Annotated in this window: 25 protein-coding genes, 1 pseudogene and 1 riboswitch; of the genes and pseudogenes, 13 read left to right on the top strand and 13 right to left on the bottom strand. The window is 62.8% G+C overall.

What is annotated here, in order from left to right; genetic code table 11:
* Positions 1-115: 115 nt before the first annotated feature.
* Positions 116-262, top strand: a riboswitch (TPP riboswitch).
* The 9 genes from V1273_RS08695 to V1273_RS08655 all read left to right on the top strand — a co-directional run bounded on the left by V1273_RS08695 (position 250) and on the right by V1273_RS08655 (position 9,185).
* The gene (locus V1273_RS08695; protein ID WP_334409276.1) at positions 250-1,263 is read left to right on the top strand and encodes an FAD-dependent oxidoreductase; all 1,014 of its coding nucleotides are present in this window, start codon (positions 250-252) and stop codon (positions 1,261-1,263) included. Its footprint overlaps the riboswitch before it by 13 nt.
* The gene (gene thiS, locus V1273_RS08690; protein WP_028349567.1) at positions 1,254-1,451 is read left to right on the top strand and encodes a sulfur carrier protein ThiS; all 198 of its coding nucleotides are present in this window, start codon (positions 1,254-1,256) and stop codon (positions 1,449-1,451) included. The genes V1273_RS08695 and thiS overlap by 10 nt, the downstream gene beginning before the upstream one ends.
* A 189-nt stretch (positions 1,452-1,640) precedes the next feature.
* Complete coding sequence (locus tag V1273_RS08685; RefSeq protein WP_334409274.1) at positions 1,641-2,423, top strand: thiazole synthase; 783 nt, start codon at positions 1,641-1,643, stop codon at positions 2,421-2,423.
* Positions 2,410-3,018: a thiamine phosphate synthase gene (locus V1273_RS08680; RefSeq protein ID WP_334367374.1), complete on the top strand. Its 609-nt coding sequence runs from the start codon at positions 2,410-2,412 to the stop codon at positions 3,016-3,018. The genes V1273_RS08685 and V1273_RS08680 overlap by 14 nt, the downstream gene beginning before the upstream one ends.
* A 387-nt stretch (positions 3,019-3,405) precedes the next feature.
* Positions 3,406-5,304 (top strand): phosphomethylpyrimidine synthase ThiC, encoded by a 1,899-nt coding sequence (gene thiC, locus V1273_RS08675; protein ID WP_334409273.1) that lies wholly within the window; start codon positions 3,406-3,408, stop codon positions 5,302-5,304.
* A 25-nt stretch (positions 5,305-5,329) separates the two neighbouring features.
* Positions 5,330-5,728 carry a hypothetical protein gene (locus V1273_RS08670; RefSeq protein ID WP_334409271.1) on the top strand — a complete coding sequence of 133 codons (399 nt, stop codon included), beginning with the start codon at positions 5,330-5,332 and terminating at the stop codon, positions 5,726-5,728.
* Positions 5,729-5,934: 206 nt separating this feature from the next.
* Positions 5,935-6,216, top strand: coding sequence for a helix-turn-helix domain-containing protein (locus V1273_RS08665; protein ID WP_334409270.1), 282 nt, complete (start codon positions 5,935-5,937; stop codon positions 6,214-6,216).
* A gap of 1,125 nt (positions 6,217-7,341) precedes the next feature.
* Entirely contained in the window at positions 7,342-7,866 is a 525-nt protein-coding gene (locus tag V1273_RS08660; protein WP_334409269.1) for an SPFH domain-containing protein, read from the top strand.
* A gap of 218 nt (positions 7,867-8,084) precedes the next feature.
* The gene (locus V1273_RS08655; RefSeq protein ID WP_334383470.1) at positions 8,085-9,185 is read left to right on the top strand and encodes an alkene reductase; all 1,101 of its coding nucleotides are present in this window, start codon (positions 8,085-8,087) and stop codon (positions 9,183-9,185) included.
* A 227-nt stretch (positions 9,186-9,412) separates the two neighbouring features.
* Here the strand turns inward: V1273_RS08655 and V1273_RS08650 are convergent, their stop codons facing one another.
* From V1273_RS08650 to V1273_RS08615, 8 genes are all read right to left on the bottom strand, one after another.
* Positions 9,413-11,155: an ABC transporter substrate-binding protein gene (locus V1273_RS08650; protein ID WP_334369198.1), complete on the bottom strand. Its 1,743-nt coding sequence runs from the start codon at positions 11,153-11,155 to the stop codon at positions 9,413-9,415.
* A gap of 129 nt (positions 11,156-11,284) precedes the next feature.
* Positions 11,285-11,611, bottom strand: coding sequence for a DUF2160 domain-containing protein (locus V1273_RS08645; RefSeq protein WP_334383471.1), 327 nt, complete (start codon positions 11,609-11,611; stop codon positions 11,285-11,287).
* A gap of 2 nt (positions 11,612-11,613) precedes the next feature.
* Positions 11,614-12,420 (bottom strand): carbohydrate ABC transporter permease, encoded by an 807-nt coding sequence (locus tag V1273_RS08640; protein ID WP_334367366.1) that lies wholly within the window; start codon positions 12,418-12,420, stop codon positions 11,614-11,616.
* Positions 12,420-13,322: a carbohydrate ABC transporter permease gene (locus V1273_RS08635; protein ID WP_065743369.1), complete on the bottom strand. Its 903-nt coding sequence runs from the start codon at positions 13,320-13,322 to the stop codon at positions 12,420-12,422. Before V1273_RS08635 ends, V1273_RS08640 begins: the two co-directional genes overlap by 1 nt.
* Complete coding sequence (locus V1273_RS08630) at positions 13,322-14,407, bottom strand: ABC transporter ATP-binding protein (RefSeq protein ID WP_334383472.1); 1,086 nt, start codon at positions 14,405-14,407, stop codon at positions 13,322-13,324. The genes V1273_RS08635 and V1273_RS08630 overlap by 1 nt, the downstream gene beginning before the upstream one ends.
* Positions 14,408-14,419: 12 nt before the next feature.
* Positions 14,420-15,559 (bottom strand): ABC transporter ATP-binding protein, encoded by a 1,140-nt coding sequence (locus V1273_RS08625; protein ID WP_334383473.1) that lies wholly within the window; start codon positions 15,557-15,559, stop codon positions 14,420-14,422.
* Positions 15,556-17,100, bottom strand: coding sequence for a glycerol-3-phosphate dehydrogenase (gene glpD / locus V1273_RS08620; protein WP_334409268.1), 1,545 nt, complete (start codon positions 17,098-17,100; stop codon positions 15,556-15,558). Before glpD ends, V1273_RS08625 begins: the two co-directional genes overlap by 4 nt.
* A gap of 166 nt (positions 17,101-17,266) precedes the next feature.
* Complete coding sequence (locus tag V1273_RS08615; RefSeq protein WP_334409267.1) at positions 17,267-17,650, bottom strand: RidA family protein; 384 nt, start codon at positions 17,648-17,650, stop codon at positions 17,267-17,269.
* A 114-nt stretch (positions 17,651-17,764) separates the two neighbouring features.
* Between V1273_RS08615 and V1273_RS08610 the strand changes: the two genes are divergently transcribed.
* Positions 17,765-18,373, top strand: a complete 609-nt coding sequence (locus tag V1273_RS08610) for a LysR family transcriptional regulator (RefSeq protein WP_334409265.1) — start codon at positions 17,765-17,767, stop codon at positions 18,371-18,373.
* An 84-nt stretch (positions 18,374-18,457) separates the two neighbouring features.
* Here the strand turns inward: V1273_RS08610 and V1273_RS08605 are convergent, their stop codons facing one another.
* Entirely contained in the window at positions 18,458-19,384 is a 927-nt protein-coding gene (locus V1273_RS08605; RefSeq protein WP_334409263.1) for a DMT family transporter, read from the bottom strand.
* An 88-nt stretch (positions 19,385-19,472) separates the two neighbouring features.
* Here V1273_RS08605 and V1273_RS08600 point away from each other — a divergent pair, with 88 nt between their 5' ends.
* Positions 19,473-20,078, top strand: coding sequence for a CGNR zinc finger domain-containing protein (locus V1273_RS08600; RefSeq protein WP_334409262.1), 606 nt, complete (start codon positions 19,473-19,475; stop codon positions 20,076-20,078).
* On the opposite strand, the gene V1273_RS08595 is transcribed toward V1273_RS08600, so the two are convergent.
* Complete coding sequence (locus tag V1273_RS08595; protein WP_334409261.1) at positions 20,075-20,917, bottom strand: DeoR/GlpR family DNA-binding transcription regulator; 843 nt, start codon at positions 20,915-20,917, stop codon at positions 20,075-20,077. The genes V1273_RS08600 and V1273_RS08595 overlap by 4 nt on opposite strands.
* Before the next feature lie 233 nt (positions 20,918-21,150).
* Here V1273_RS08595 and V1273_RS08590 point away from each other — a divergent pair, with 233 nt between their 5' ends.
* Positions 21,151-21,606 (top strand): nuclear transport factor 2 family protein, encoded by a 456-nt coding sequence (locus V1273_RS08590; RefSeq protein WP_334409260.1) that lies wholly within the window; start codon positions 21,151-21,153, stop codon positions 21,604-21,606.
* Between the two features lie 24 nt (positions 21,607-21,630).
* On the opposite strand, the gene V1273_RS08585 is transcribed toward V1273_RS08590, so the two are convergent.
* The gene (locus V1273_RS08585; RefSeq protein WP_334409259.1) at positions 21,631-21,819 is read right to left on the bottom strand and encodes a hypothetical protein; all 189 of its coding nucleotides are present in this window, start codon (positions 21,817-21,819) and stop codon (positions 21,631-21,633) included.
* Between the two features lie 142 nt (positions 21,820-21,961).
* Here V1273_RS08585 and V1273_RS08580 point away from each other — a divergent pair.
* Positions 21,962-22,261: pseudogene (locus V1273_RS08580) on the top strand (glycine zipper domain-containing protein); the annotation flags it as partial.
* 138 nt (positions 22,262-22,399) lie between these two features.
* Here V1273_RS08580 and V1273_RS08575 read toward each other — a convergent pair.
* Together V1273_RS08575 and V1273_RS08570 are read right to left on the bottom strand one after the other, a co-directional pair.
* On the bottom strand, positions 22,400-22,750 hold the full coding sequence (locus tag V1273_RS08575; RefSeq protein ID WP_141686447.1) for an acyl-CoA thioesterase: 351 nt from the start codon (positions 22,748-22,750) through the stop codon (positions 22,400-22,402).
* Positions 22,751-22,824: 74 nt separating this feature from the next.
* The gene (locus tag V1273_RS08570) at positions 22,825-24,921 is read right to left on the bottom strand and encodes a 3-hydroxyacyl-CoA dehydrogenase NAD-binding domain-containing protein (RefSeq protein ID WP_334409257.1); all 2,097 of its coding nucleotides are present in this window, start codon (positions 24,919-24,921) and stop codon (positions 22,825-22,827) included.
* Position 24,922 lies beyond the last annotated feature (1 nt).

The raw sequence follows: 24,922 nt of genomic DNA, 5'->3' as shown, positions 1-24,922 counted from the left end.
TGGGCCCCGGCTCAGCAGCGCACCGCTAAAGGGCGCTGCGCTGCGTCCGGGACACGGCAGCATTGCAAGTTCCTGCAAAGCCGCGTTGACACGCGGGCACATCTGCCTACATTAGCCCTGTTCCGAGGGGTGCTCCGACGAGGAGCTGAGATACCGCAAGCTTGGGCAGTTCTACTTCTTCAAAGTAGAGGTCTGGGACCGCGGTGACCCTTTGAACCTGATCCGGGTCATACCGGCGAAGGGACAGGGATGTACCAGAAGTCAGATCTGCGGGGGGATTCCCCCGTCTCCATCATCGGCGCGGGCATTGCCGGCGCATGGCAGGCGCTGCTGTTCGCACAGGGCGGCCACGCCGTCACTCTGTACGAGCGCAGTGACGCCGCTATGACGCTTTCCACCAGCCACTGGGCCGGCGGCATGCTGGCGCCTTATTGCGAGGCAGAGACGTCCGAGCCCGTGATCGGCCGGCTCGGCTTCCGCTCGCTCGATTTGTGGCGCGAGCTCTTTCCTAATACCCCGTTCAACGGATCGCTGGTGGTGGCGCATCCGCGCGACCGCGCCGATTTCGAGCGTTTTGCCAAACTCACCAACGGCCATGTCAGGCTCGACGCAAGCGGCGTCGGCGCGCTCGAACCCTCGCTGGACGGCCGTTTTCGCGACGGCCTGTTCTATGCCGAGGAGGGCCATGTCGAGCCGCGCAAGGTGCTGCCCGAGCTGCATGCGCGCATCGAAGCCGCCGGCGGCACGATCAAGTTCGATTGCGATATCAGTGCGGAAGATCTCGACGGCATCGTGATCGACTGCCGCGGGCTCTCGGCGCGCGACGAGCAGCCGGAATTGCGCGGCGTCAAGGGCGAGATGATCATCATCGAGACGAGCGAAGTCGAGCTGTTGCGCCCGGTGCGGTTGATCCATCCGCGCTGGCCGCTCTACGTCATCCCGCGCGGCGACAGAATATTCATGCTGGGCGCGACCTCGATCGAGGCCGAGGACACCGGCGTCAGCGTGCGTTCGGCGCTGGAGTTGCTCGGCGCGGCCTATGCCGTGCATCCGGCCTTTGCCGAAGCGCGCATCGTCGAATTCGGTTCGGGCTTGCGTCCCGCCTTCCCCGACAATCTGCCGCGGATCACGGTTCGCGAGAACAAGATCGCGGTCAACGGCCTTTACCGCCACGGTTTTCTTGTGGCGCCGGCGCTGGCCGAGCTGACGCTGAACTATGTGCAGCGCGGCCAGATCGACAATGAGGTGATGCGATGCGTGTGACCATCAACGGCGAACAGCGCGAGATCGCTTCGGAGCGCGTCGACGCCCTGCTCTCCGAGCTCGAATACGAAGGCACGCATTTCGCGATCGCCGTGAATTACGACGTGCTGCCGAAAAGCCGCTGGGCCGAGACCGCGCTGAAAGCCGGCGACGAAATCGAGATCATCACGCCACGACAGGGAGGGTGAGGATGAACGCACGCACTCTCCACACGTCGTCCCTGCGAACGCAGGGACCCATAACCACCGGCCTTCGTGCTGAACGACGGTATCTGCCATGGCGCCACAAGAGAGATCACGCGGCCGCGATGAGCGCCATTGCGCTCACGCTAGGGGTCCCTGCGTTCGCAGGGACGACGAATTGAAAGTTGCGACACCATGCTGAACTTCTACGGCAAAACCTTCTCCTCCCGCCTGCTGATCGGCACGGCGCTCTATCCCTCGCCGGCGATCATGCAGGAGGCGATCCGCGCCTCCGGCGCCAACATCGTCACGGTGTCGCTGCGGCGCGAGGCTGCCGGCGGCAAGACCGGCGATGCGTTCTGGTCGCTAATCCGCGAGCTCGATGTCACCGTGCTGCCGAACACCGCCGGCTGCCGCAGCGTGCGCGAGGCGGTGACCACCGCAAAGCTGGCGCGCGAATTGTTCGGTACGCCCTGGATCAAGCTCGAAGTGATCGCCGACAACGACACGCTGCAGCCCGACGTGGTCGGCCTGGTCGAAGCCGCCGGAATCCTGATCAAGGATGGCTTTGAGGTGTTCCCCTATTGCACCGAGGATCTTTCGGTGGCGATGCGGCTGGTCGAAACGGGGTGCAAGGTGGTGATGCCCTGGGCCGCGCCGATCGGCAGCGCGAAGGGGATCACCAACCGCGATGCGCTAAAACTGATGCGCGAGCGCCTGCCTGACGTGACGCTGGTGGTCGATGCCGGCATCGGCGCCCCGTCGCATGCCGCCCACGCCCTCGAACTCGGCTACGACGCCGTGCTGCTCAACACCGCGGTGGCAAAGGCAACCGATCCCGTCGCAATGGCCAACGCCTTCCGCCTCGGCGTCGAAGCCGGCCGCGCCGCTTACGAAGCCGGCCTGATGGAAGCCCGCGACTTCGCCTCGCCCTCCACCCCTGTGATCGGGACACCGTTCTGGCATGCCGTATCCTGATCGCTTTTATCCCGTTGTCGACAGCGTCGCCTGGGTAGCGCGGCTGGCGCTGCTCGGCGCCGGCACCATCCAGTTGCGCGCCAAGAACCTCGACGACGCCGGGGCGCTGCAGATCGTGACCGACGCGCTGGAGGTCATCAAGGGCACCGACGCCAAACTCGTGGTCAACGATTACTGGCGCGCAGCGATCGTCGCCGGCGCAAAGCACCTGCATCTCGGCCAGGAAGATCTGGTCGACGCCGACCTCAACGAAATCCGCAAAGCAGGGCTGACGCTCGGCATCTCCACCCACGACGACGAGGAGTTGGCGACCGCGCTTGCCGCCAAACCGGACTACATCGCGCTCGGTCCGATTTTCCCGACCACGCTGAAATCGATGCGTTTTGCGCCGCAGGGCATTCCAAAGATCACCGAATGGAAAAAGCGCATCGGCAACATCCCGCTGGTCGCGATCGGCGGCATCAAGTTCGAACAATCAGCCGAAATCTACGCCGCCGGCGCCGACTCGATCGCCGTCGTCAGCGACGTCACCCAGAACGCCGACCCCGACGCGCGGGTGCGGCAGTGGCTCGGCCAAAGCGCGGAGGCGGCGTGATGAGTTTGCGAAACAGCCACAGCCGTCATTGCGAGGAGCGCAGCGACGAAGCAATCCACATCTCCGCTTGCGGTGCGATGGATTGCTTCGCTGCGCTCGCAATGACGGAAGAAACATCTGGTGACAACGGATACTTCATCGCTCGCGGAGGCACCCCCACCCCGGCCCTCCCCCGCAAGCGGGAGAGGGGGCGCAGCGATCCCTTGGTCACTCTCTCCGATTTACGTCCGAGAGCGCCGCGAGCTCTCGTTCCCCTCTCCCGCTTGCGGGGGAGGGTGGCGCGCGCGTCAGCGCGCGACGGGTGGGGGCTCGCGCCACACATTCGCTACCGGATGAATCCGAAGGTCGGGCCGTCCGGAATGACAACAAGATAACGGAGGATACGATATGAACATTCGCTCCAACCCCGACACCACCCTGCCCGCCGTCACCACCGGGCCCATGCCCTCGTCGCGAAAAATCTTTTCAACGCCGGACGCCGCGCCCGATCTCCGCGTACCCTTGCGCGAAATCATCCTCTCGGAAGCCGCGGGTGAACCGAACCTGCCGGTCTACGACACCTCCGGCCCCTATACTGACCCCTCCGTCGTGATCGACGTCAACGCCGGCCTCCCCCGCAACCGTCTCGCCTGGGTCAAGGAGCGCGGCGGCGTCGAGGAATATGAGGGCCGCGAGATCAAGCCGGAGGACAACGGCAATGTCGGCGCCTCGCACGCCGCAAAGGCCTTCACCGCACACCACAAGCCGATCCGCGCCCTCGACGGGCACAAGATCACGCAACTCGAATTCGCCCGCGCCGGCATCATCACCAAGGAGATGATCTACGTCGCCGAGCGCGAGAACCTCGGCCGCAAGCAGCAGCTCGACCGCGCGGAAGCAGCGCTCGCAGACGGCGAAAGCTTTGGCGCTGAGGTCCCCGCCTTCATCACGCCGGAGTTCGTCCGCAGCGAGATCGCGCGCGGCCGCGCGATCATTCCATCGAATATCAACCACGCCGAACTCGAGCCGATGATCATCGGCCGCAACTTCCTGACCAAGATCAACGCCAATATCGGCAACTCCGCCGTCACCTCGTCGGTCGAGGAGGAAGTCGACAAGATGGTATGGGCGATCCGCTGGGGCGCCGACACCGTGATGGACCTCTCCACGGGCCGCAACATTCACACGACGCGGGAATGGATCTTGCGCAACTCGCCGGTGCCGATCGGCACCGTGCCGATCTACCAGGCGCTGGAGAAGTGCGAAGGCGATCCCGTCAAGCTGACCTGGGAGCTTTACAAGGACACGCTGATCGAGCAGTGCGAACAGGGCGTCGACTATTTTACGATCCACGCCGGCGTCCGCCTGCCCTACATCCATCTCACCGCCAACCGCGTCACCGGCATCGTGTCGCGCGGCGGGTCGATCATGGCGAAGTGGTGCCTGGCGCATCACAAGGAAAGCTTCCTCTACACGCATTTCGACGAGATCTGCGACCTCATGCGCAAGTATGACGTCTCGTTCTCGCTCGGCGATGGTCTGCGTCCCGGCTCGATCGCCGACGCCAACGACCGCGCACAATTTGCCGAACTTGAAACGCTCGGCGAATTGACAAAAATCGCGTGGGACAAGGGCTGCCAGGTGATGATCGAGGGCCCCGGCCATGTGCCGATGCACAAGATCAAGATCAACATGGACAAGCAGCTCAAGGAATGCGGCGAAGCCCCGTTCTATACGCTTGGGCCGCTGACCACCGACATCGCGCCGGGCTACGACCACATCACCTCAGGCATTGGCGCCGCCATGATCGGCTGGTTCGGCTGCGCCATGCTCTGCTACGTCACGCCGAAGGAGCATCTGGGTCTCCCGGATCGCAACGACGTCAAGACCGGCGTCATCACCTACAAGATCGCCGCCCACGCCTCTGACTTGGCCAAGGGCCACCCGGCCGCCCAGCTCCGCGACGACGCGCTCTCCCGCGCCCGTTTCGACTTCCGCTGGACCGACCAGTTCAACCTCGGCCTCGACCCGGACACGGCAAAGAGCTTCCACGACGAGACGCTGCCAAAGGAAGCCCACAAGGTCGCCCACTTCTGCTCGATGTGCGGGCCAAAATTCTGCTCGATGAAGATCACGCAGGACGTGCGGGACTATGCGGCGACGCTGAACGATCCGGCGAGCGTGGGGATGTCGGTGAGTGGGACGATCGAGGATGGCATGAAGCAGATGTCGGAGAAGTTCAAGGAGATGGGGTCGAGCGTGTATCTCGACGCGGAGAAGGTGAAGGAGAGTAATCGGGTGTTGTGAGGCCTGCGCACCCATGCCGGCCGCAATGACCGACAGCCTGACCGGTATCTGGGACGGCACCTATGTTCAGCGGCAGGTTGGAATGGTCACGTTTCTGGCGACGCTCATCGAAACCGGTGGCGCGTTCACGGGAAACGTGACCGAACCCTGCACGGTGCCCGGCTGCCCGATCAGTACCCACAACGCCTCGATTGCGGGCCATCGATCCGGCAGCGCCGTCTCGTTCATTAAACGTTACGAGCCGCCCGGCCACGGCTATGGCGCCGTCGCTTACGAGGGCACAGTCAATGCCGAGGCGACGGAAATCGACGGGCGCTGGAAGGTGCCGGGCGCTGCAGCATCGGGGACGTTTCTGATGGTCCGCTCGGGCAAGCCTGCAGAAGCGGTCGCAGCGGAAGAACGGGCGAAGGAGCCGGCGCGGTAGCGGGTGGCAAGTGAACGGAGAGACATCCGAAACTTCTGTTCGATGAAGATCACGCTGGACGTGAGCGTGCCAAGCCCAGGAAACCTTTTCCGCGCCCATTAACCTTCCGTTAACCATTCGCGCCCACGCTTCCCTGCGGCGGGGGGAGTGTGATTCCTGATGTTTCTGCTCTGCGTTCCGGAGCAGGCGTCGATCGGGAGGTGTTGATGCCCCGGGAGTATGATGATTTTTACCTTGGCGTGGACTGTGTTCCCGTGCCCGAGATTCCGCTGTCGGTTTCTCCAACCCCCTCACCCCACGAGGTCGTGCCAATGCTGATCGGCTCCACCGTCGAGGCGATCGAGCGCGAACTCGTGCTGCAGACATTGGCGCGCTGCCACGGCAACCGCACCCACGCCGCGCGCGTGCTCGGACTTTCGGTGCGCACGATGCGCAACAAGATCCGGCAGTATGCGTCTGATGGCGTCGACATTCCCGCGTACAGCTAGGTCGAGCAGAGCGTAGCGTCGGCAAAGCGGACCTGTCTCGCCGTAGCTCGAACAGCGAAGGAGGAAGCGTGCGCACATGAACACGGCGTGAGCTGGTGGGCACGGCGCTTTGCGCCTTTGCCCACCCTACGGACCGCGAACTGATTTGCCTGCTGCGCAAGCTCGATTTCGTGCTGCGCCCTGCGACCAATTGGCACGACGGGCAAATCAATTCTGATTTTCCGAAATCGTGTCAAGCCCGGGAATCAAAAATATTCCGCTTCACGCGAGAGGCAAATCAGTCGCATAACTCCGCGCGTCTCACCCATTGAGGGGCGCTCGCGATCGTCACGAACGTGCGGCGAGATGCGATGGACGCTGATGGCGCGATAGACGTAGCGCGCGGTAAGCGTACAGCGAAGTCGTGTGGTTCGGGCGCCGCGGTGCTGGCGTTAAGTTCTTTGAGAAGCGAAAGCTTCTCGGGGGCGACGGAGGCAAAAGAGCCGTTCTCCGGGAAGAGCACGAAGTAAGCCGTAAAGCCATTGCGCAGGGAAGGCCGGGATGCTCCCGCTGTACCTGTATGCTCGTGTGCGTGTTCTTTATGCGCAATGGCACACGAGACCGCGGGTGCAGCAAGCACCCGGTCTTCCCTGCGCCCTCTCATTGATGGCGGGAGGTTGAGAGCAAAACCTCGGGCGCAATGCGTCGCGAGAATGCGGAGGCATATTCAGTGTGTCGTCCCTGCGAACGCAGGGACCCATAACCACAAATGCGAACTGGGAAATGAAGCCGGAGCCGCTATCCCGCCGACAAAACAAGAGCGGTGGCTATGGGTCCCTGCATTCGCAGGGACGACGGGGAAGGCCGGGCCATCGGTCGTCATGATGCGCCGATCGGAAATCCAAATGGCGGGGAGAGCCAAGTTTTTTTCGATTGAATAGTTCTACTTCAGATAGAATGACTTATTTTCGACGCAGGAAGACCCAAGAGAAGAGCTAATATCGCGGTATCCGCCAACGAGATAAAACACGGCAGGGAAGGATAAAAGTGGGTGAACTTTTGGGCTCTATCGTTTTTTCTTTGATTGTAATCGTTTTAATCGCCGGCGCATGGACCTGGCTTTCGACGCTGTTCAGGAAAGGCGTCATGGCGCTGCTCGGCTTCGATCGGGTCTGCGTGCAGCAGTTCGAAACCGTGCTGCTCTACCGGAACGGGCGTTTTGAAAAGGCCCTGATGCCCGGCCGGCACCGGATCCGCGCCGGCAGCCGCCAATTGGCGCGGATCGATTTGCGCTCCGAAGTGTTTCGGTTCACGCAAGGCGCGGTGTCCGCCGATCGCTTTGCGGTCAGCCTCGTCTATGTCGTCCGGACGAAAATCGTCGATCCCAGGGCCGCTTTCGAAAGCACCCAGAACTACCGGGACGAGATCTTCATCCGCCTGCAATCGGTCGCGAAAGCGGTGTGCAACCGAAAGTCCCGCCTGGAAATTCAGATGGACCACCAGAGCTTCAGCAATAGCGCCCATAAAGCCGCTAGTCAGGTGCTCCGCGCCATCGGTTGCGAATGCCTGACGTTCGAGCTGCTGCAAGTCGATTCCGCAGGGCTGATCGCGGAATTGGAGAACAGGCGCATGGGATTTGCCGCACACCAGAGCTTGATGAAGGAAGCTTGAACCACTGTGATCCGGCACCCGTAGAGAGGTTGCCTATGCTGCGCCGATGCCGGTTTCGAAACAATTATCCTACGGCGGCACGCAAACGCTACTGCTCGACACCGGCGCGGCCGGTACCGTGCGCAGCTCGTCTGCGCACGCCGAATGGCTCGGGGATTGCGAGAATTGCCGGCAATGCCCAACTCTTCTTTATCATCATCCATCCGGACATCTCCGACATGAGCCAGACCAAACTGTTCGAGCCCTTCAAGCTTGGCCCGATTACGCTCCCCAACCGCCTCGTGATGGCGCCGCTGACCCGCAACCGCGCGGTACCGCCCGGCATGGTGCCGAGCCCGCTTGCGGTCGACTATTACGGCCAGCGCGCTTCCGCCGGATTGCTCATCACCGAAGCGAGCCAGGTTTCGCAGCAGGGCCAGGGCTATCAGGACACGCCCGGCATCTATTCGAAGGAGCAGGTCGAAGGCTGGCGCAAGGTCACCGACCGCGTGCACGAAAAGGGCGGGCGCATCTTCATCCAGATCTGGCATGTCGGCCGCATCTCGCACACCATGCTGCAGCCCGGCGGCGGCAAGCCGGTCGCGCCTTCGGCGATCCGCGCCAAGGGCAAGACATTTGTGGGCGGCACCTTCACCGAAATCTCCGAACCGCGCGCGCTGGAGCTGTCGGAAATTCCAGGGATCATCGACGACTTCAAGCGCGGCACCGAGAACGCGCTGGCCGCCGGTTTTGACGGCGTCGAGATCCACGGCGCCAATGGCTACCTGCTCGACCAATTCGCCAAGGACGGCACCAACAAGCGCACGGATGCTTACGGCGGAGGAATCGAGAACCGCGCAAAGCTGATGCTGGAAGTGTCGCAGGCGGTGGCCGCGATCGCAGGCCCCGAGCGCACCGGCATCCGCATCTCGCCGGTGACGCCGGCCAATGATGTGTCCGATAGCAATCCGCAGCCGCTGTTCGATCATATCGTGGATGGGCTCAGCGCGCTGAAGCTGAGCTACATCCACGTCATCGAAGGCGCGACCGGCGGCCCGCGCGATATCGCTCCGTTCGATTACGCGTCCTTGCGCAAGCGCTTTGGCGGAGCCTACGTCGCCAACAACGGCTATGACTTCGACCTCGCGACGAAAGTGCTCCAAGCCGGCGCCGCCGACCTGATCGCATTCGGCAAGCCGTTCATCTCGAACCCTGACCTGGTCGAGCGGCTGAAGCAGGGCGCGCCGCTGAATGAGTGGGACAAGGCGACGTTCTACGGCGGAGGCGCGAAGGGATACACGGATTATCCGACGTTGGCAGCGGCGCAAGCGGCGGAGTGAGAGACGCGACGCCCTCTCCCCGTCATTGCGAGCCACCCGGTCGGCGCAAAGCGCCGCCGGATGACAGGCTCCGCGAAGCAATCCACGTCTCCGCTTGCGGCGAGATGGATTGCTTCGTCGCTTCGCTCCTCGCAATGACGGCCGAAAGAAAAAAGGCCGGGATCGCTCCCGGCCTTTGGTTTTGTTTGTGGATGGCCGGGTCAAGCCCGGCCATGACATCTACGATGTCACTTCGCCTCCGCCCGCTTCGGGGGCGTGGCCGGCCACGACTTGATCAGCGCGTCGTAGTCGACGGTCTCGCCCTTCGGCTTCTCGTTCGCCAGCTTGCGCTGCGGCGCGATGGTCTTGTCCTTCTCGGCCTTGGCGAACCAGAACTCGGCCGTCTCCTTCTTGTTCAGCTTCGGCCCGCACTCCTTCTGCACGCCACTCTTCTCGAGACGCTCGAGCACCGAGTCCTGCGCTGCGGCCAGCGCATCCATCGCAGCTTGCGGCGTCTTTGCACCGGACGATGCATCGCCGATGTTCTGCCACCACAATTGCGCGAGCTTCGGATAGTCAGGCACGTTGTTACCGGTCGGGGTCCACTGCACGCGCGCGGGCGAGCGGTAGAACTCGATCAGGCCGCCGAGCTTCGGCGCGCGCTCGGTGAACGACTTGTCCCAGATGTCGGATTCACGCACGAACGTGAGGCCGACATGGCTCTTCTTCAAGCTGACCGTCTTGGAGTTGATGAACTGCAGATAGAGCCAGGCCGCCTTGCGGCGATCGGGCGGGGTCGACTTCAGCAGCGTCGCGGAGCCGGCGTCCTGGTAGCCGAGCTTCATGCCCTCCTTCCAGTACGAGCCGTGCGGCGACGGCGCCATGCGCCACTTCGGCGTGCCGTCCGCGTTCACGACCGCAATACCGGGCTTCACCATGTCGGCGGTGAAGGCGGTGTACCAGAAGATCTGCTGGGCGATCGCACCTTGTGCCGGCACCGGTCCCGATTCGGAGAAGGTCATGCCTTGCGCCTGCGGCGGGGCATACTTCTTCATCCAGTCGAGATACTTGGTGATCGAATAGACCGCCGCCGGACCGTTGGTGTCACCGCCGCGCTCGACGGAAGAACCCACCGGACGGCAGCCTTCCATGCGGATGCCCCATTCGTCGACCGGCTTACCGTTCGGGATGCCCTTGTCGCCGTTGCCGGCCATCGACAGCCAGGCGTCGGTGAAACGCCAGCCGAGCGAGGGATCCTTCTTGCCATAGTCCATGTGGCCATAGACCTTGACGCCGTTGATCTCCTTGATGTCGTTGGTGAAGAACTCGGCGATGTCCTCATAGGCCGACCAGTTCACGGGAACGCCGAGCTCGTAGCCATACTTGGCCTTGAACTTGGCCTTGTATTCCGGATTGGAGAACCAGTCGTAACGGAACCAATACAAGTTCGCGAACTGCTGGTCGGGCAACTGATAGAGCTTGCCGTCCGGGCCCGTGGTGAAGGATTTGCCGATGAAGTCGTTGACGTCGAGCTGCGGGTTGGTGACGTCCTTGCCCTCGCCGGTCATGTAGTCCGACAGGATCACGGTCTGGCCGTAGCGGACGTGGGTGCCGATCAGGTCCGAATCGTTGATCCAGCCGTCATAGACGTTCTTGCCGGACTGCATCTGGGTCTGCAGCTTTTCGACGACGTCGCCCTCCTGGATCAGGTCGTGCTTGACCTTGATCCCGGTGATCTCGGTGAAGGCTTTCGCCAGCGTCCGCGATTCATATTCATGCGTCGTGATCGTTTCCGACACGACGTTGATTTCCATGCCCTTGAAGGGCTCGGCGGCCTTGGCGAACCATTGCAACTCCTTCATCTGGTCCGCCTTCGACAGCGTCGAGGGCTGGAATTCGCTGTCGATCCACCTTTGATTGACGGCGTCATCCGCACGCGCAGGTGCGGCAATGGTCACGGATGCGGCGATCAGCGCAGCCGCGCTGGTCATCGTCAGAAAGCTCTCCTTGGTCAAGGGACCATTCCTTCCTCTCAAGCGTCGCATGTTGGATCCTCCGGTTGCAGCGACAAACACATATTCAGGCCCGGGTTGATCCCGGATCTGTCTTTTTCCGCCGTTTCAGACCGTGCGAAAGATCGCAACGGCCGAAACGAGCGAAATCAGGGTTGCGAGCCACAGGCTCGAAATCTCAACGCCCTCCTCGATCGGCAGCGTCGCGATCGGATCGGTGCCGACAAAGGCGATCCACAACAGATGGATGACGGCGGCAAGCACCAGCGAAATGAAAAGCCGGTCGCCGCGCGTGGTCGGAATGCGCAGGATGCCGACGCGCTCGGCTTCGGGATACGCGATCCCAAGCCACGTCATCACGCCGAGCGTCAGCGCCAGCATCACGAAGAAGATCGCGGTCGGCAGCGTCCAGGCCATCCATGCGATGTTTTCCATGGCTACACCCTGCCCAGCGCAAAACCGCGCGCGATGTAGTTGCGGACGAACCAGATCACCAAGGCACCGGGGATGATGGTGAGCACGCCGGCTGCCGCCAGTAGCCCCCAATCCATGCCCGCGGCTGAGACCGTGCGGGTCATGATCGCGGAGATCGGCTTGGCGTTGACCGACGTCAAGGTACGCGCCAGCAGCAATTCGACCCAGGAGAACATGAAGCAGAAGAACGCGGCGACGCCGATGCCGCTCGCGATCAGCGGCACCAGGATCTTGACGAAGAAACGCGGGAACGAATAGCCGTCGAGGAATGCGGTCTCGTCGATCTCGCGCGGCACGCCCGAGACGAAGCCTTCGAGAATCCAGACCGCCAGCGGCACATTGAAGATGCAGTGCGCCAGCGCGACCGCCCATGGCGTATCGAACAGGTTGATCGCCGAGTAGAGATTGAAGAACGGCAGCGCGAACACCGCGGCCGGCGCCATGCGGTTCGACAACAGCCAGAAGAACAGATGCTTGTCGCCGAGGAAGCGGTAGCGCGAGAAGCCGTAGGCGGCCGGCAGCGCCACCGCGATCGAGATCACGGTGTTGATGATCACGTAGGTCAGCGAGTTGATGTAGCCGGAATACCAGCTCTCATCGGTGAAGATGCGTTTGTAGTTTTCCAGCGTCGGCTGGTGCGGCCACAGCGTCATCGTGGTGACGATCTCGGCATTGGTCTTGAAGCTCATGTTGACGAGCCAGTAGATCGGCAACAGCAGGAAGATCAAAAACAGCGAGATGATGAGTCGGCGGCCGGGAATCGAATGCATCACGCGCCTCCCTGCTTGGCGGGACGTTCGGCCCCGGCATTGGTCATGACGGTGTAGAATACCCAGCACACGATCAGGATGATCAAATTGTAGACGAGCGAGAGAGCGGCAGCCTTGCCGAGGTCGAATTGCCCGAGCGCGATCTTGACCAATTCGATCGAAACGAAGGTGGTCGAGTTGCCCGGACCGCCGCCGGTCACGACGAACGGCTCGGTGTAGATCATAAAACTGTCCATGAAGCGCAGCAGCACGGCGATCAGCAGCACGCGGTTCATCTTCGGCAATTGGATCGCCTTGAACACCGCCCAGCGCGAGGCGCCGTCGATCTGAGCCGCCTGGTAATACGCGTCCGGGATCGACTTCAGCCCGGCATAGCACAGCAGCGCGACGAGGCTGGTCCAGTGCCACACGTCCATCACGATGACGGTCGCCCAGGCATCGAACTCGTTGGAGACGTAATTGTAGTCGAAGCCGAGGCTGTTGAGCGTATAGCCGAGCAGGCCGATATCGGGCCGGCCGAAAATCTGCCAGATCGTGCCGACCACGTTCCACGGAATGAGCAGCGGCAAAGCGAGAATCACAAGACATACGGCGACGGTCCAGCCCTCGCGCGGCATCGACAGCGCCACAACGATGCCGAGCGGCACCTCGATCGCCAGGATGATTGCGGAGAACAACAGATTACGGCCGAGCGAGGCCAGGAAGCGTCCGCCGAGATCGGTCGAGGGATCGAGCAGCTCCTTGAACCAGCCGACGCCATTCCAGAAGAACTGGTTGTTGCCGAACGTGTCCTGCATCGAATAGTTCACCACCGTCATCAGCGGCAGAATCGCGGAGAACGCGACCACCGCGAATACCGGCAGCACCAGGAACCAGGCTTTTTGGTTGACGATCTTGTCCATCAGGCAACCCCCTCGACCAGACGGCTGTCGGCATAGACGTGAACATGAGCGGGATCGAACACCAGCCCGACCATGTTGTCGGGCACGGAGAATCCCGGCGGCACGCGCGCGGCAAACTTGGCGTCGCCGATGCGAACGCGGGCGAAGCGGGCGCGACCAAGATCGTCGATCCGTTCGATCGCGGCCGATAGCAAGCCGGACGCGGGAGCGGCGATATTGACGAATTCCGGCCGCACACCGATTTCAATCTTCGCACCCGCCGGCAGCACGCCGTAATTGCGGTGCAGGCCGATGATGTGGCCGTCGATCCGGGCCTCATGCCCGCTCACGACAGCCGGCACGATGTTCATGCCGGGCGAGCCGATAAAGTAACCCACGAATGTATGCGCGGGCTTGTCAAACAGTTCGGCCGGCGTGCCGCTCTGCACCACGCGGCCGTCATGCATGACCACCACCGTATCGGCAAAAGTCAGCGCCTCGGTCTGGTCATGGGTGACGTAGATCATCGTGAGATCGAGTTCGCGATGCAGCGCTTTCAACTTCGAGCGCAACTGCCACTTCAATTCAGGATCGATCACCGTCAGCGGCTCGTCGAATAGTACGGCGGCAACGTCGGAACGGACCAGGCCGCGGCCGAGCGAAATCTTCTGCTTGGCGTCCGCGGTCAGGCGCGTCGCCTTGCGGTCGAGATGGAACGTCAGATCGAGAAGATCGGCGATCTGCCTCACCCGCGCCTCGACCTCGGCCTTCGGCACGCCGCGATTCTGCAGCGGGAATGCGAGGTTCTGTCCGACCGTCATGGTGTCGTAGATCACCGGAAACTGGAACACCTGCGCGATGTTGCGCTTCTGGGTCGACAGTGGCGTGATATCGGCGCCGTCGAACAGGATTTTTCCGCGCGACGGCGTGACGATGCCGGAGATCAGATTGAGCAGCGTGGTCTTGCCGCAGCCGGAGGGGCCGAGCAGCGCGTAGGCCCCGCCCTGCCGCCAGGTCATGGTCACCGGCTTCAATGCAAAGGATTCGGGCGCAGCGTCATTGCCGCCGTAGGAATGCGCGAGATCGACGAGGTCAATGCGTGCCATATCGCATCTCCCTCACATGCTCTTGGCTTTTGATGCGTTTTCTCCATGCGAAACGCTACGCATTTCGCTTGAAAACGCGAGGGCTGGCGCTGCGACCAGGCGATCGGCGGCGTCGAACACGAAGACATTGTCGGGATCGAGCACGGCATCGAGCGTCTGGCCGGGCTCATATTCATGCACGCCCGGCAGCACCGCAACCCAGTTGGAAGCGTCGCGGTTGAGATGCACGAAACTTTCCGAGCCAGTGATCTCGGTCACGGTGACGGTGGCGTGAAACGCGTGGCGGCCGGCGACGCCGTTCGCCACTTCGAGCTGGTGGGCGCGGAAACCGACGCGATAGGGGCCGTCCGGAAGCTGCGCATAGAGCCCGGCGGCCGGCGCCTGGATACCACCAGCATATGCGACCTGCCCGTTCTTCTTCTCGATACCGACGATGTTGAGCGGCGGATCTGAGAATACCTGTGCGACCCGCAGCGTATCGGGACGGCGATAGACTTGCGATGTATGGCCGGCCTGAAGCGCCTGGCCTTCCCACATGCACACCGTGTTGCCGCCGAGCAGCAGCGCCTCCGAGGGCTCAGTCGTGGCATAGACGAAGATCGCGCCCGACGCCTCGAAGATACGCGGCAGTTCGGTGCGCAGCTCCTCGCGGAGCTTGTAATCGAGATTGGCGAGCGGCTCATCGAGCAGCACGAGGTCGGCGCCCTTGACCAGCGCACGCGCGATCGCCGTTCGCTGCTGCTGGCCGCCGGAAAGCTGCAGCGGCGTGCGCTTCAGATAGGGCTCGAGCCGCAAGAGTTTCGCGGCCTCCTGCACGCGCCGGTCGATCTCCTCGCGGGGCCTGCCCTGCACGCGTAGCGGCGAGGCGATGTTCTCGTACACCGTCAGCGACGGATAATTGATGAACTGCTGATAGACCATCGCAACCGAGCGCTGTCGCACGTCGGCGCCGGTGACGTCGTTGCCGTCGACCAGCACGCGACCGGTTGACGGCTTGTCGAGACCGGCGAGCAGCCGCATGATCGAGGTCTTGCCCGACAACGTCGGCCCGAGCAGCACGCTCAGCGTGCCGCGCTCCAGCGTCAGCGAGACATCGCGAATGGTCGCCATGCCATCCACGGTTCGCGTGACGTGTTCGAGCGTGACGCTCATGTCCGCCCTCCCGCTTCGCGCAAGGTACGTTCACCGGAAGCGCTGTTGGCCTTGATCCATTCGTCAAGCACGGCGATTTCATCGACCGACAGTCGCAAGCCGAGTTTAGACCTTCGCCACGCCACGTCTTCGGCGCTGCAAGCCCACTCGGTCGAAATCAGGTACCGGACCTCGCTTTCGGTCAAGGTAGCGCCAAACGCCTGACCTAGATCAGCCAATGATTTCGCATGGCCGAGCAATTTTGTCGCGCGCGTGCCATAGGCATGCGCGAGCCGGTTGGCATGCGCCGAGGTGAGGAACGGATACTTCCGCGTCAGTTCCGCCGTCAGCGCAGCGACCGCCGAAACATCCATGTTGCCGCCAGGCAGTGGCGCCTTGCCTGTCCAGCCCTCTTTCGCTTTGTCGCTGCTCAAATATGGCGAAAGCCGTTCCAGTGCTTCCTCGGCGAGCCGCCGATAGGTCGTGATCTTGCCGCCATAGATCGACAACAGCGGCGCACCGCCGGGCGTATCGAGCTCGAACACGTAATCGCGGGTCGCGGCCCTGGCCTCGCTGGCGCCGTCATCATAAAGCGGGCGGACGCCAGAATAAGTCCAGACCACATCCGCGGGCAGCACCGGCTTCTTCAGATACTCGCTGGCGGAGGCGCAGAGATATTGAATCTCCTCAGGGCTGGCTTTCACCTTGGCCGGGTCGCCGTCGTAGTCGCGATCGGTGGTGCCGATCAGCGTAAAGTCGTCCTGGTAGGGGATGACGAAGATGATGCGGCCGTCGGCATTCTGGAAGATGTAGGCGCGGTCGTGCTCATAGAGCTTGCGCACCACGATGTGGGAGCCCTGCACCAGCCGCACCTTTGCCCGCGCGTTGACGCCTGAGCCCGACGACAGCACCTGCTCGACCCATGGGCCGCCGGCATTGACCAGCGCGCGCGCCTGGATGGTCGAGCGCTCGCCGCTGATGGCTTTCTCGACGGTCACGTGCCAGATGCCATCCACCTGCCGTATCTCGACCGCGCGCGAGCGGGTGTGAATTTCGGCGCCGCGATCGGCCGCATCGCGTGCGGTGAGCACGACAAGGCGCGCGTCATCGACGAAGCAATCGGAATATTCGAAGCCTTTTCTGTAGCGGTTGGCGATCAAGGGTTTGCCCACCTCGTCATGGAGGAGATCGACCGAGCGCGTCGGCGGCAGGAGATGACGGCCGCCGATGTGGTCGTACAGGAACAACCCTAACCTGAGCAGCCAGGCCGGCCGCAAGCCAGCGTGGTGCGGCAAAACGAAACGCAAAGGTCTGATAATGTGAGGCGCGATCTGCCAAAGGATTTCGCGCTCGATCAGCGCCTCGCGGACCAGGCGGAACTCGTAATATTCGAGATAGCGCAGCCCGCCATGCACCAGCTTGGTCGACCAGGACGACGTTCCACTCGCCAAGTCATTCATTTCACACAGGAAAACGGAATTACCTCGGCCCGCCGCATCGCGCGCGATGCCGCAGCCATTGATGCCGCCTCCGATGATGGCGAGGTCGAATATCCGATCCAACGAAACGCTTCCCCGGCGATCGCCTCTTCGCTTCGGCGATTTTGCTTTCGGATGGGAGTTAATCACAAAGAAAAACGAAAGCAAGTCGAAAGCGGGGAACCGGGCTTCCTACTTGAGGGTAAGTTCAGGTTTGGCCGCACAGGCCGCGGCGCATTGGGTTTCGGTATCAGCCCGCGGCCACGGCCTCGACTTCGAGAAGCCACGCCTCGTCGAAGATACCAGCGATAACCACCGTCAGCGCTGTTTCCCGTCCACCAAGTACCTCGTTTCGCACGGAGCGATTGACGAGGGCGTAGCGCCGGTCGGCAAGGTAGGTCCGGTGCATGACCAGATTGTCGAGGGTCATGCCGGCTGCCTTGAGCTGAGCCTCGACGTTTCGCCAGGCGAGCCTGCACTGCGCTTCAAAGCCCTCAGGGACGGTGCCGTCGATGCCGAACGGAATCTGGCCACTTACAAAAAGCAGACGGGTGTGACCGCTGACCTCTAGCGCCTGGCTGTAGCCAGTCGTCGGCACGGTTACTGCTTCGGCATTGATGCGTCGGATGTGCATTAGGTCTCTCCTGTCCTCGAAACATCATCTCGTGCACCGGTGCACTCGTCGCGCACAAACCATTTTTCCTGGACAGTTGAGTCAGATTTTCTAATCTGCGCGCGCCTAACGCCTATGGATGGAATCCTGGTGAGCTACAGACTGCCTCCGCTCAACGGACTGCGAGCCTTCGAGGCTGCCGGTCGTCATCTCAGCTTCAAACTGGCTGCGCAGGAGCTTTCGGTAACGCCGGGCGCCGTCAGCCAGCAGATCAAGCATCTGGAGCAGATCCTGGGAGTTCCGCTGTTTCAGCGCATGCCCCGCGGCCTCATCCTCACCGGCCATGGCGAGGCCATGCTGCCCACCATCAGCGATGCCTTCGAGCGCATGTCGGCGGCTGCGGATGCTGTCGCCCGCACATTGCCGACAAAAGCGTTGCGGCTGGGTGTCTCTCCGAACTTGACGGACGACCCGGATGGCCTGTTGGCGAAACTTGCGAACACAGAACGGTCGCCGGACTATGTTCTGATAACTTCGACCGACGATGTCGCAGACCTCTTAAGTGGCGCGCTGGATGCGATCCTGCGTCCGGGACCGGGCCCTTACCCGGGAATGCATGCGGAGTTGCTGAATCTGCACCAGGCTTTCTTACCCCATGCGCAGGCTTCTCTTGTCGTTTGGCCCGGCCTCGCCAAGTGTCGGGAGTTCCTGAAAACGAGATCGCTGCTCGGCTCGCCCGGATAATCGCCCGCTACTTCAGCCGCACTACGGTCGAAGCCGGCTCGCCACCGGAATCCACCTCGATGCCGCGGTGGCTGCAGATGCTGCCTACGCAGAATCCGAGTAGGCCCGGCCCGGCAGCGGTCCGCCGCTCACGACGTAAACACCGGCCGAGATCGAGGCGATAGCGATCCAGTCCAGCGTCACCGGCCATTCCCCGAGAATCGGTATGGCCATCACCGCCGTCATCACGGGGGATAGTGAGGCAAAGGCGGCCCCGCTTGAAGCGCCGAGCAAGCTGACCGCGCGTCCGTAAAAAACCAGCGAAACAATCGCCGTCAGAACGCCCTGCACAAATGCCTGAAGAGCAACGTCACCCAAAGATGCCCTGCCAAGGCTTGTGCCCTCCGCAAGAACGTAGCCGGGGACATAGAGCATCAAGGCACCGACCGCGGCGATGCCTGCAGCATGCAATCCATCAAGCCGCGCCCGCCGCATCGCCACCGTGTAGCAGGCCCACGCAAACGCGGAGGCGATGAACAGCGCGTGTCCCATTGTCTGCTTCGGATCGATCGCCCCGGCCGTGCCCCATGCGATGCCGGCGACACCCATCATGATCAGCGCGAAGCCGATCTTTTTCGCGCCCGTGAACGCTTCGTGCAGGAAGGCTGCAGCCAAAATAGCAACCGCCAGCGGCATCACTCCGGGAAACAGGGCACCGGCATGGGCCGCAGGGGCGAACAGCAGACCGGTGTTGGCGAGCAGCACAGGAGCGCCACCGCCAAGCACGATTGCCGCCAATCCGATCAACCCCAAGCGTTCGAACGCGAGACCCTTCTGCAGCACATAAGGCAGCAGGAGCACGCCGGCCACGCCGAAACGAAGCGCCGCGATGTCCCACGGCGTAAGGCTCGTCTTTAGCCCGAGCCGAGCCACAACAATCCAACCCGACCAGATGCTTACGGCCGCGAGTCCGTAGAGAGCCCCGCGAACGTAATTCCCGGGCACGCGCCGATCGGCGGCCAACTCGGACATGATCCACTTCCATCAAGGTCGCAGGAATGATAACCTGAATAGAGCATTTTAATGGTTACGCCAGAACGAGCCACCGAACAAGGACGAGATGAACAACCGCTGCAATGGTTTCGAATGGAGTGGCGGACATCCAGCTCTCGATTTCGTGAATACGCTGGATGAGCGGCCCTCTGACGAGCCGATCGAAAATCTCGCGACTTACCATGACCTGGTACGGTTCGCTGAATTGGCTGGACTTATCGAGCCACCGATTGTTAAGTCGCTGCTGCGGCTGCGTGGTCCGGCGGCCGATCGCATCGTGAAAGGCGCGCGCAGGCTTCGCGAGCACCTTCACGACATCCTGGCAGGGAAAGTCTCGGGACGGCCGACGCGGCAGCCGGACCTGGACGCCCTCTCTGCCTCGATCAGGGCCGCCCACGCTGCCCGAGCGCTGGTCGGTTCGCGGTCGGGAGGATTGGTCAGATACCGCTGGTGTTCGCCGCGGACACCTGAAATTCCGCTGCATGCCTGCGCGCTGGCGATCGAATCTTTACTGGTCGATGAGGAGCGCACGAGAATCCGAAAATGCGCTGCCGCTGATTGCGATGTCTACTACCTCGACACGAGCAAGAGTCAGCGCCGGCAATGGTGTAGCATGATCGGGTGCGGCAATCGCGAAAAACAGCGGCGACGACGCGCCGCGGCCAGAAACTAGCGCAAGCGGATAGGCGCGGCGGTCGTGGCCGCGGCAGGCTCAGTAGCAGGATCGTCGATATCCGTCGCCAGCTTCTCCATCGCCTGAACCACCTCGATGCCGCGGTGGCTGCAGATACTGGCAAGACCTGCCGGCAACGGCGCGTCAGTCACAAAGGTCTGGATCTGGCTGAGATGGGCGATGCGCACCGGCGCGCTGCGGCGGAGTTTTGTGGAATCCGCGACCAGCATGACGCTGCGGGCGTTGGCGATGATCGCTTGCGCCGCCTGCACCTCGCGATAGTCGAAGTCCAGGAGCGCGCCCTCCTCGTCGATCGCAGACGCCCCGATGATGGCGTAGTCGACCTTGAACTGGCCGATCAGGCTGATCGCGGTCGAGCCGATCACCGCGCCGTCGGCACGGCGCACCGCGCCGCCCGCCACGATCACCTCGATGCGCGGATGCCGGTACAAAAGCATCGCGACGTTGAGGTTGTTGGTGATCACCAACAAATCCTCATGCGAGGTCAGCGCGCTCGCGACTTCTTCCGTCGTGGTGCCAATGTTGATGAACAGCGAGCAGCCGTTCGGAATCCGCGATGCAGCGGCCACGCCGATCGCCCGCTTTTCCTCTGCCGCCACGAAGCGCCGCGCCTCATAGGCGAGGTTCTCCACGCCGGAGGCGATAATGGCGCCGCCATGGATGCGCGTCAGCGAGCGCTGGTCGCAGAGGTCGTTGAGGTCTTTTCGGATGGTCTGCGCCGAAACCTCGAAACGCTTGGCGAGGTCTTCCACCATCACCCGGCCAAAGGCGCGGGCGATGTTGAGGATTTCAGTCTGACGGTGGGACAATCCGGCCATGGCAGCACCCCTGAAGAACAGACTTGGGCACAAAGATGCCGTTATGGTGCGGCTGATTAGGAGCGCGGTCAACGAGGTAGATAGGCCGCAAAGGCGTTTGGCAGGGCGAAACAACGAATCCTGGTTAAGGCAACCGCGCCCGAAGCCATGCGAGCACCATGCGTGCGGCCGCTCGACAAAGCAATTTGTGGCGGCGACACTGTGATCACAACCAGAAACGAATGGAGGAAACCATGAAGATCGATCGCCGTCAGCTCGCCTTGCCCGTACTCGCACTTGGGCTTGGGGTTGGGCTCATGAGCGTGGTCCCCGCTATTGCCGGCGCGGACGAGGATGCCATCGCGAAGAACGTCGAAGCTTTCCGTGCAGCGCAGGCGGCCGGCAATGCCGAGGGGATCGCCCCGCTCTGCGCGGAAGAACTCAGCTACAGCCACTCCAGCGGATCTGTCGACGACAAGGCGGCACTGCTGGCGGGAGTCAAGAATGCGAAATACAAATGGACCTCGCTTGAATACAAGAACCCCACGATCCGTGTCGTCGGCCCGGCGGCCATCGTGCGCTTCAACTTCGTCGGCGAGCAGGAGTTCACCGACGGCAAGAAGACGCCGCAGAACCTGCACATCCTGATGAACTGGCAGAAACAGGGCTCGGACTGGAAGCTGCTGTCGCGGTCGGCCACCAAGCTCTGACCGCCGGAAGACTGGCGCTGGCGGTCATGCCGCCAGCGTCACCCCGCTGACAAGATGGTAGGCCGCACGCTCGGCCTCGCGCGCGTTGCGAAATATCTGTCCTTCCAGCCGGTTGAAACGGTGCGAGGCGGCGAAGAACTGATAGCCGCCGGGAGCGCGCACGATAATCCCGGCCGGCTGCGAGCCGACTTCGATGATGTAGGTGTCCGACATGGCCCAGCCTCGATTTATTCCGGGCCTACAACGGGTTGGACGGGCAATTGTTCCTGCTTCCGCCGTTGCGCCGCAAGGCCAACCTATGCCAAAGCTGGTTCGGAACACGCTAGCGAATCGTTCAAATGGCCGGAGAACTGACATGATACCGAAATTCGCGCTCTCGATGCTGGTGGTCCTTGCGGCTTGCGCGCCGCTCCAGGAGGCGGCGGCGCAGGAAAGCACGCTCGGCGGCGCACTGTTCGGCGGCGCGGCGGGCGCGATTGTCGGCGGCGCGCTCGGCGGCGGCCGCGGTGCGGCGGTTGGCGCGATCGTCGGGGCGACGACGGGTGCTGCGATCGGCGCCCAGGGCGAGCCGCGGCCCGGCGGCTATCGCTACTATCAGGGCGGTTGCTACGTGGAGCAGCCCGGCGGGTGGCAGGAAGTTTCGCCGCGCTATTGCGGCGTCCAGGCGCAATACGCACCCCCGCCGCCCCGGTATTACGACGACACGCCGCGCTGCATGCGCTCGCAGACCTATGACCCGCGCCGTGGTACCTTCATCGGCCGTGACGGCTATGAGCGTCCCTGCCCGTAAGATTTAGGTCTTGATCACGCCGTCCGGACTGACTGGCTGCGGACGGCCGTTGTCGTCGATCGAGACGTAGGTGAAGTTGCCGTCGGTCACCAGGATCTGTTGCAACTCCTTGCGGCGCACGACCCAAGCTTCGAGATGCACCGTGATCGAGGTGCGCCCGACCCGCACCAGATTGGCGTAGACCGAAACGAGGTCGCCGACATAGACGGCCTTGCGGAAATTCATCGCCTCGATCGCGACCGTCACCGTGCGCGATTTCGCGATCTTGGAAGCGAAAACGCCGCCGCCGATATCCATCTGGCTCAAGAGCCAGCCGCCGAAGATGTCGCCATTGGCGTTGGTGTCGGCCGGCATCGCCAGCGTGCGAATGCAGAGATCACCGCGGGTCTCGCTCTCGGTCGAGACCGGCGCGTGCAGACGGGGTTCGTTCACTTGAAATTCTCCCAACCAGCATCCGGCGCAAATCTTCCGCCGAATTTTTCCGTAAGCGCCCGCAGCGTCGAGACCACGTTCTCTACCCCTCGGGTTCGCGCATAGTTCAGAGGACCGCCGCGGAACGGCGCGTAGCCGGTGCCGAAGATGACGGCGCCGTCGACCGCGTCGGCATCGTCGACGATGCCTTCGCGCAAGCAGGCGACACAGACATTCGACATCGGCAGGATCAGCCTGTCGATCATTTCCGCCGAGGGCTCCGATGTCGCGGGCAGGCCTGATGAGGTATCGGCCTTGTCGCCCTTCCAGGTGTAAAAGCCCTTGCCCGCCTTACGGCCGAGTTCGCCTCTGGCAACCTTCTCACGCAACCAGGCCGGCGTCGGCGGAAGCGCGTCACCGAACTTCGAGCGCAGCATGTCGCCGACGTCGAGACAGATGTCGAGGCCGACCTGGTCGGCGAGTTCGATCGGGCCCATCGGCATGCCGAACTTTTTCGCGGCGGCGTCGATGACCGTCTTGTCGATCTTCTCGTCCAGCATCAGCATCGCTTCCAGCATGTAGGGCGTCAGCGCGCGGTTGACGAGGAAGCCGGGCGACGACTTTACGGGCAGCGGCAACCGGTCGATGGCGCCGACGAAGGCGAGCGCCTCCTTCAGGAGTTGCGCATCGGTGCCGTCATGGCTGACGACTTCGACGAGTTGCAGCCGCGAGACCGGATTGAAGAAGTGCAGCCCGAGAAGCCGCTCGGGTTTTTGCAGCGTGGTGCGCAGGTCCTGCAGCGGGATGCTCGACGTGTTGGTAGCAAGAATCGCGCCGGGCTTCATCTTCGGTTCGAGGTCGGCATAGACCTTCTGCTTCAGCTCCAGCTTCTCCGGCACCGCCTCGATGATGAGATCGGCGTTGCGGACGCCCTCGGCCTGCATGTCCGGCATCAGCCGGTCCAGCGCATCGCGCACGGCAGTCCGCTTGCGCAGGATCTTGCCGTAGAGATCGGCAGCGCGCTTGATCGCGCCTGCGATTGGCTCCGGCTTCATGTCAGCGAGTGTCACCCGCAAATCCTGGCCGGCGCACCAGGCGGCGATGTCGCCACCCATGGCGCCGGCGCCGATGACGTGAACATGCTCGATCCTGTTGCCGGATCCCGCGAGCTTCTTCATCTGCTCGCGCAGGAAGAACACGCGGATCAGGTTTTGCGCGGTTGGCGTCACCATCAATCTGGCGAAAGACGCTTTCTCCGCATTCAGCATCGCCCGCCGGTCGCCGCCGTGCCTTTCCCAGAGATCGATCAGCGCATAGGGCGCGGGATAATGCTCCTCGCGCGCCGCCTTGCCGGCCTCGCGGCGCATGCGCGAGGCGAGAAAGCCCTTGATCGGGCCGAGGCTGAGAACGGAGTTGAGAAACCCGGGCTTCGCGCGGTTCAAGCGGCCGGACACGGCATCCTTCACGGCATTCAAGACATGCCGCTCCTGCGTCACGGCATCGACCAGCCCGAGCGATTTTGCGCGGCGGGCATCGATGGTCTTGCCGGTCAGCATCAGCGGCATCGCCTGCATCGGATTGACAAGCTGCGTGAAACGTACGGTGCCGCCGAGACCGGGGTGCAGGCCGAGCATCACCTCGGGGAAGCCAAACCGCGCGTCCTCGATCGCGATCCGCATCTGACAGGCCAGCGCCACTTCGAGGCCGCCGCCGAGGCAGAAGCCGTGGATCACGGCCACGCTCGGAACGCGCAGGGCTTCGAGCCGATCGATCACGGCATGCGCGCGGCCGATCTCAGCCTCGACTGCCGCCACATCGGTGGCGCCGCGAAAGGCGTTGACGTCGGCGCCGGCGATGAAGCCGGATTTTTTGGCGGAGCGGATGACGAGACCGGTCGGCCGCGCGGTTTCCAGCTCGGACAACACCTTGCTGAGTTCCTCGATCAGATCGGCGGACAGCGTGTTGGCGCTGGTGCCTTCGCGATCGAACAAGAGCCAGGCGACGCCGTCGCCATCGCGGGTCAGCCTGAAATTCTTGTACGGGCGCTCAGCGTCAGGCTCCGGCCCGAGTTCGAGCACGCGATCGCCGAGAACGTTCATGATCTGGCTATCCATG

The sequence above is a fragment of the Bradyrhizobium sp. AZCC 1721 genome, assembly GCF_036924715.1.
Taxonomy (GTDB): Bacteria; Pseudomonadota; Alphaproteobacteria; order Rhizobiales; family Xanthobacteraceae; genus Bradyrhizobium.
This window is presented reverse-complemented; position numbering and strand designations above follow the sequence as displayed.

Excerpts from the sequence above, each read along its gene's own strand:
- V1273_RS08590 (WP_334409260.1), top strand. The coding sequence starts at position 21,151 with ATGAAGATCGATCGCCGTCAGCTCGCCTTGCCCGTACTCGCACTTGGG.
- V1273_RS08630 (WP_334383472.1), bottom strand. The coding sequence starts at position 14,407 with ATGGCACGCATTGACCTCGTCGATCTCGCGCATTCCTACGGCGGCAAT.
- thiS (WP_028349567.1), top strand. The coding sequence starts at position 1,254 with ATGCGTGTGACCATCAACGGCGAACAGCGCGAGATCGCTTCGGAGCGC.
- V1273_RS08570 (WP_334409257.1), bottom strand. The coding sequence starts at position 24,921 with ATGGATAGCCAGATCATGAACGTTCTCGGCGATCGCGTGCTCGAACTC.
- V1273_RS08615 (WP_334409267.1), bottom strand. The coding sequence starts at position 17,650 with ATGCACATCCGACGCATCAATGCCGAAGCAGTAACCGTGCCGACGACT.
- V1273_RS08605 (WP_334409263.1), bottom strand. The coding sequence starts at position 19,384 with ATGTCCGAGTTGGCCGCCGATCGGCGCGTGCCCGGGAATTACGTTCGC.
- V1273_RS08610 (WP_334409265.1), top strand. The coding sequence starts at position 17,765 with ATGGATGGAATCCTGGTGAGCTACAGACTGCCTCCGCTCAACGGACTG.
- V1273_RS08685 (WP_334409274.1), top strand. The coding sequence starts at position 1,641 with ATGCTGAACTTCTACGGCAAAACCTTCTCCTCCCGCCTGCTGATCGGC.
- thiC (WP_334409273.1), top strand. The coding sequence starts at position 3,406 with ATGAACATTCGCTCCAACCCCGACACCACCCTGCCCGCCGTCACCACC.
- V1273_RS08600 (WP_334409262.1), top strand. The coding sequence starts at position 19,473 with ATGAACAACCGCTGCAATGGTTTCGAATGGAGTGGCGGACATCCAGCT.
- V1273_RS08645 (WP_334383471.1), bottom strand. The coding sequence starts at position 11,611 with ATGGAAAACATCGCATGGATGGCCTGGACGCTGCCGACCGCGATCTTC.
- V1273_RS08585 (WP_334409259.1), bottom strand. The coding sequence starts at position 21,819 with ATGTCGGACACCTACATCATCGAAGTCGGCTCGCAGCCGGCCGGGATT.
- V1273_RS08650 (WP_334369198.1), bottom strand. The coding sequence starts at position 11,155 with ATGACCAGCGCGGCTGCGCTGATCGCCGCATCCGTGACCATTGCCGCA.
- V1273_RS08655 (WP_334383470.1), top strand. The coding sequence starts at position 8,085 with ATGAGCCAGACCAAACTGTTCGAGCCCTTCAAGCTTGGCCCGATTACG.
- V1273_RS08575 (WP_141686447.1), bottom strand. The coding sequence starts at position 22,750 with ATGCCGGCCGACACCAACGCCAATGGCGACATCTTCGGCGGCTGGCTC.
- V1273_RS08680 (WP_334367374.1), top strand. The coding sequence starts at position 2,410 with ATGCCGTATCCTGATCGCTTTTATCCCGTTGTCGACAGCGTCGCCTGG.
- V1273_RS08695 (WP_334409276.1), top strand. The coding sequence starts at position 250 with ATGTACCAGAAGTCAGATCTGCGGGGGGATTCCCCCGTCTCCATCATC.
- V1273_RS08665 (WP_334409270.1), top strand. The coding sequence starts at position 5,935 with ATGCCCCGGGAGTATGATGATTTTTACCTTGGCGTGGACTGTGTTCCC.
- V1273_RS08635 (WP_065743369.1), bottom strand. The coding sequence starts at position 13,322 with ATGGACAAGATCGTCAACCAAAAAGCCTGGTTCCTGGTGCTGCCGGTA.
- V1273_RS08660 (WP_334409269.1), top strand. The coding sequence starts at position 7,342 with ATGGCGCTGCTCGGCTTCGATCGGGTCTGCGTGCAGCAGTTCGAAACC.
- V1273_RS08595 (WP_334409261.1), bottom strand. The coding sequence starts at position 20,917 with ATGGCCGGATTGTCCCACCGTCAGACTGAAATCCTCAACATCGCCCGC.
- V1273_RS08640 (WP_334367366.1), bottom strand. The coding sequence starts at position 12,420 with ATGCATTCGATTCCCGGCCGCCGACTCATCATCTCGCTGTTTTTGATC.
- V1273_RS08670 (WP_334409271.1), top strand. The coding sequence starts at position 5,330 with ATGACCGACAGCCTGACCGGTATCTGGGACGGCACCTATGTTCAGCGG.
- V1273_RS08625 (WP_334383473.1), bottom strand. The coding sequence starts at position 15,559 with ATGAGCGTCACGCTCGAACACGTCACGCGAACCGTGGATGGCATGGCG.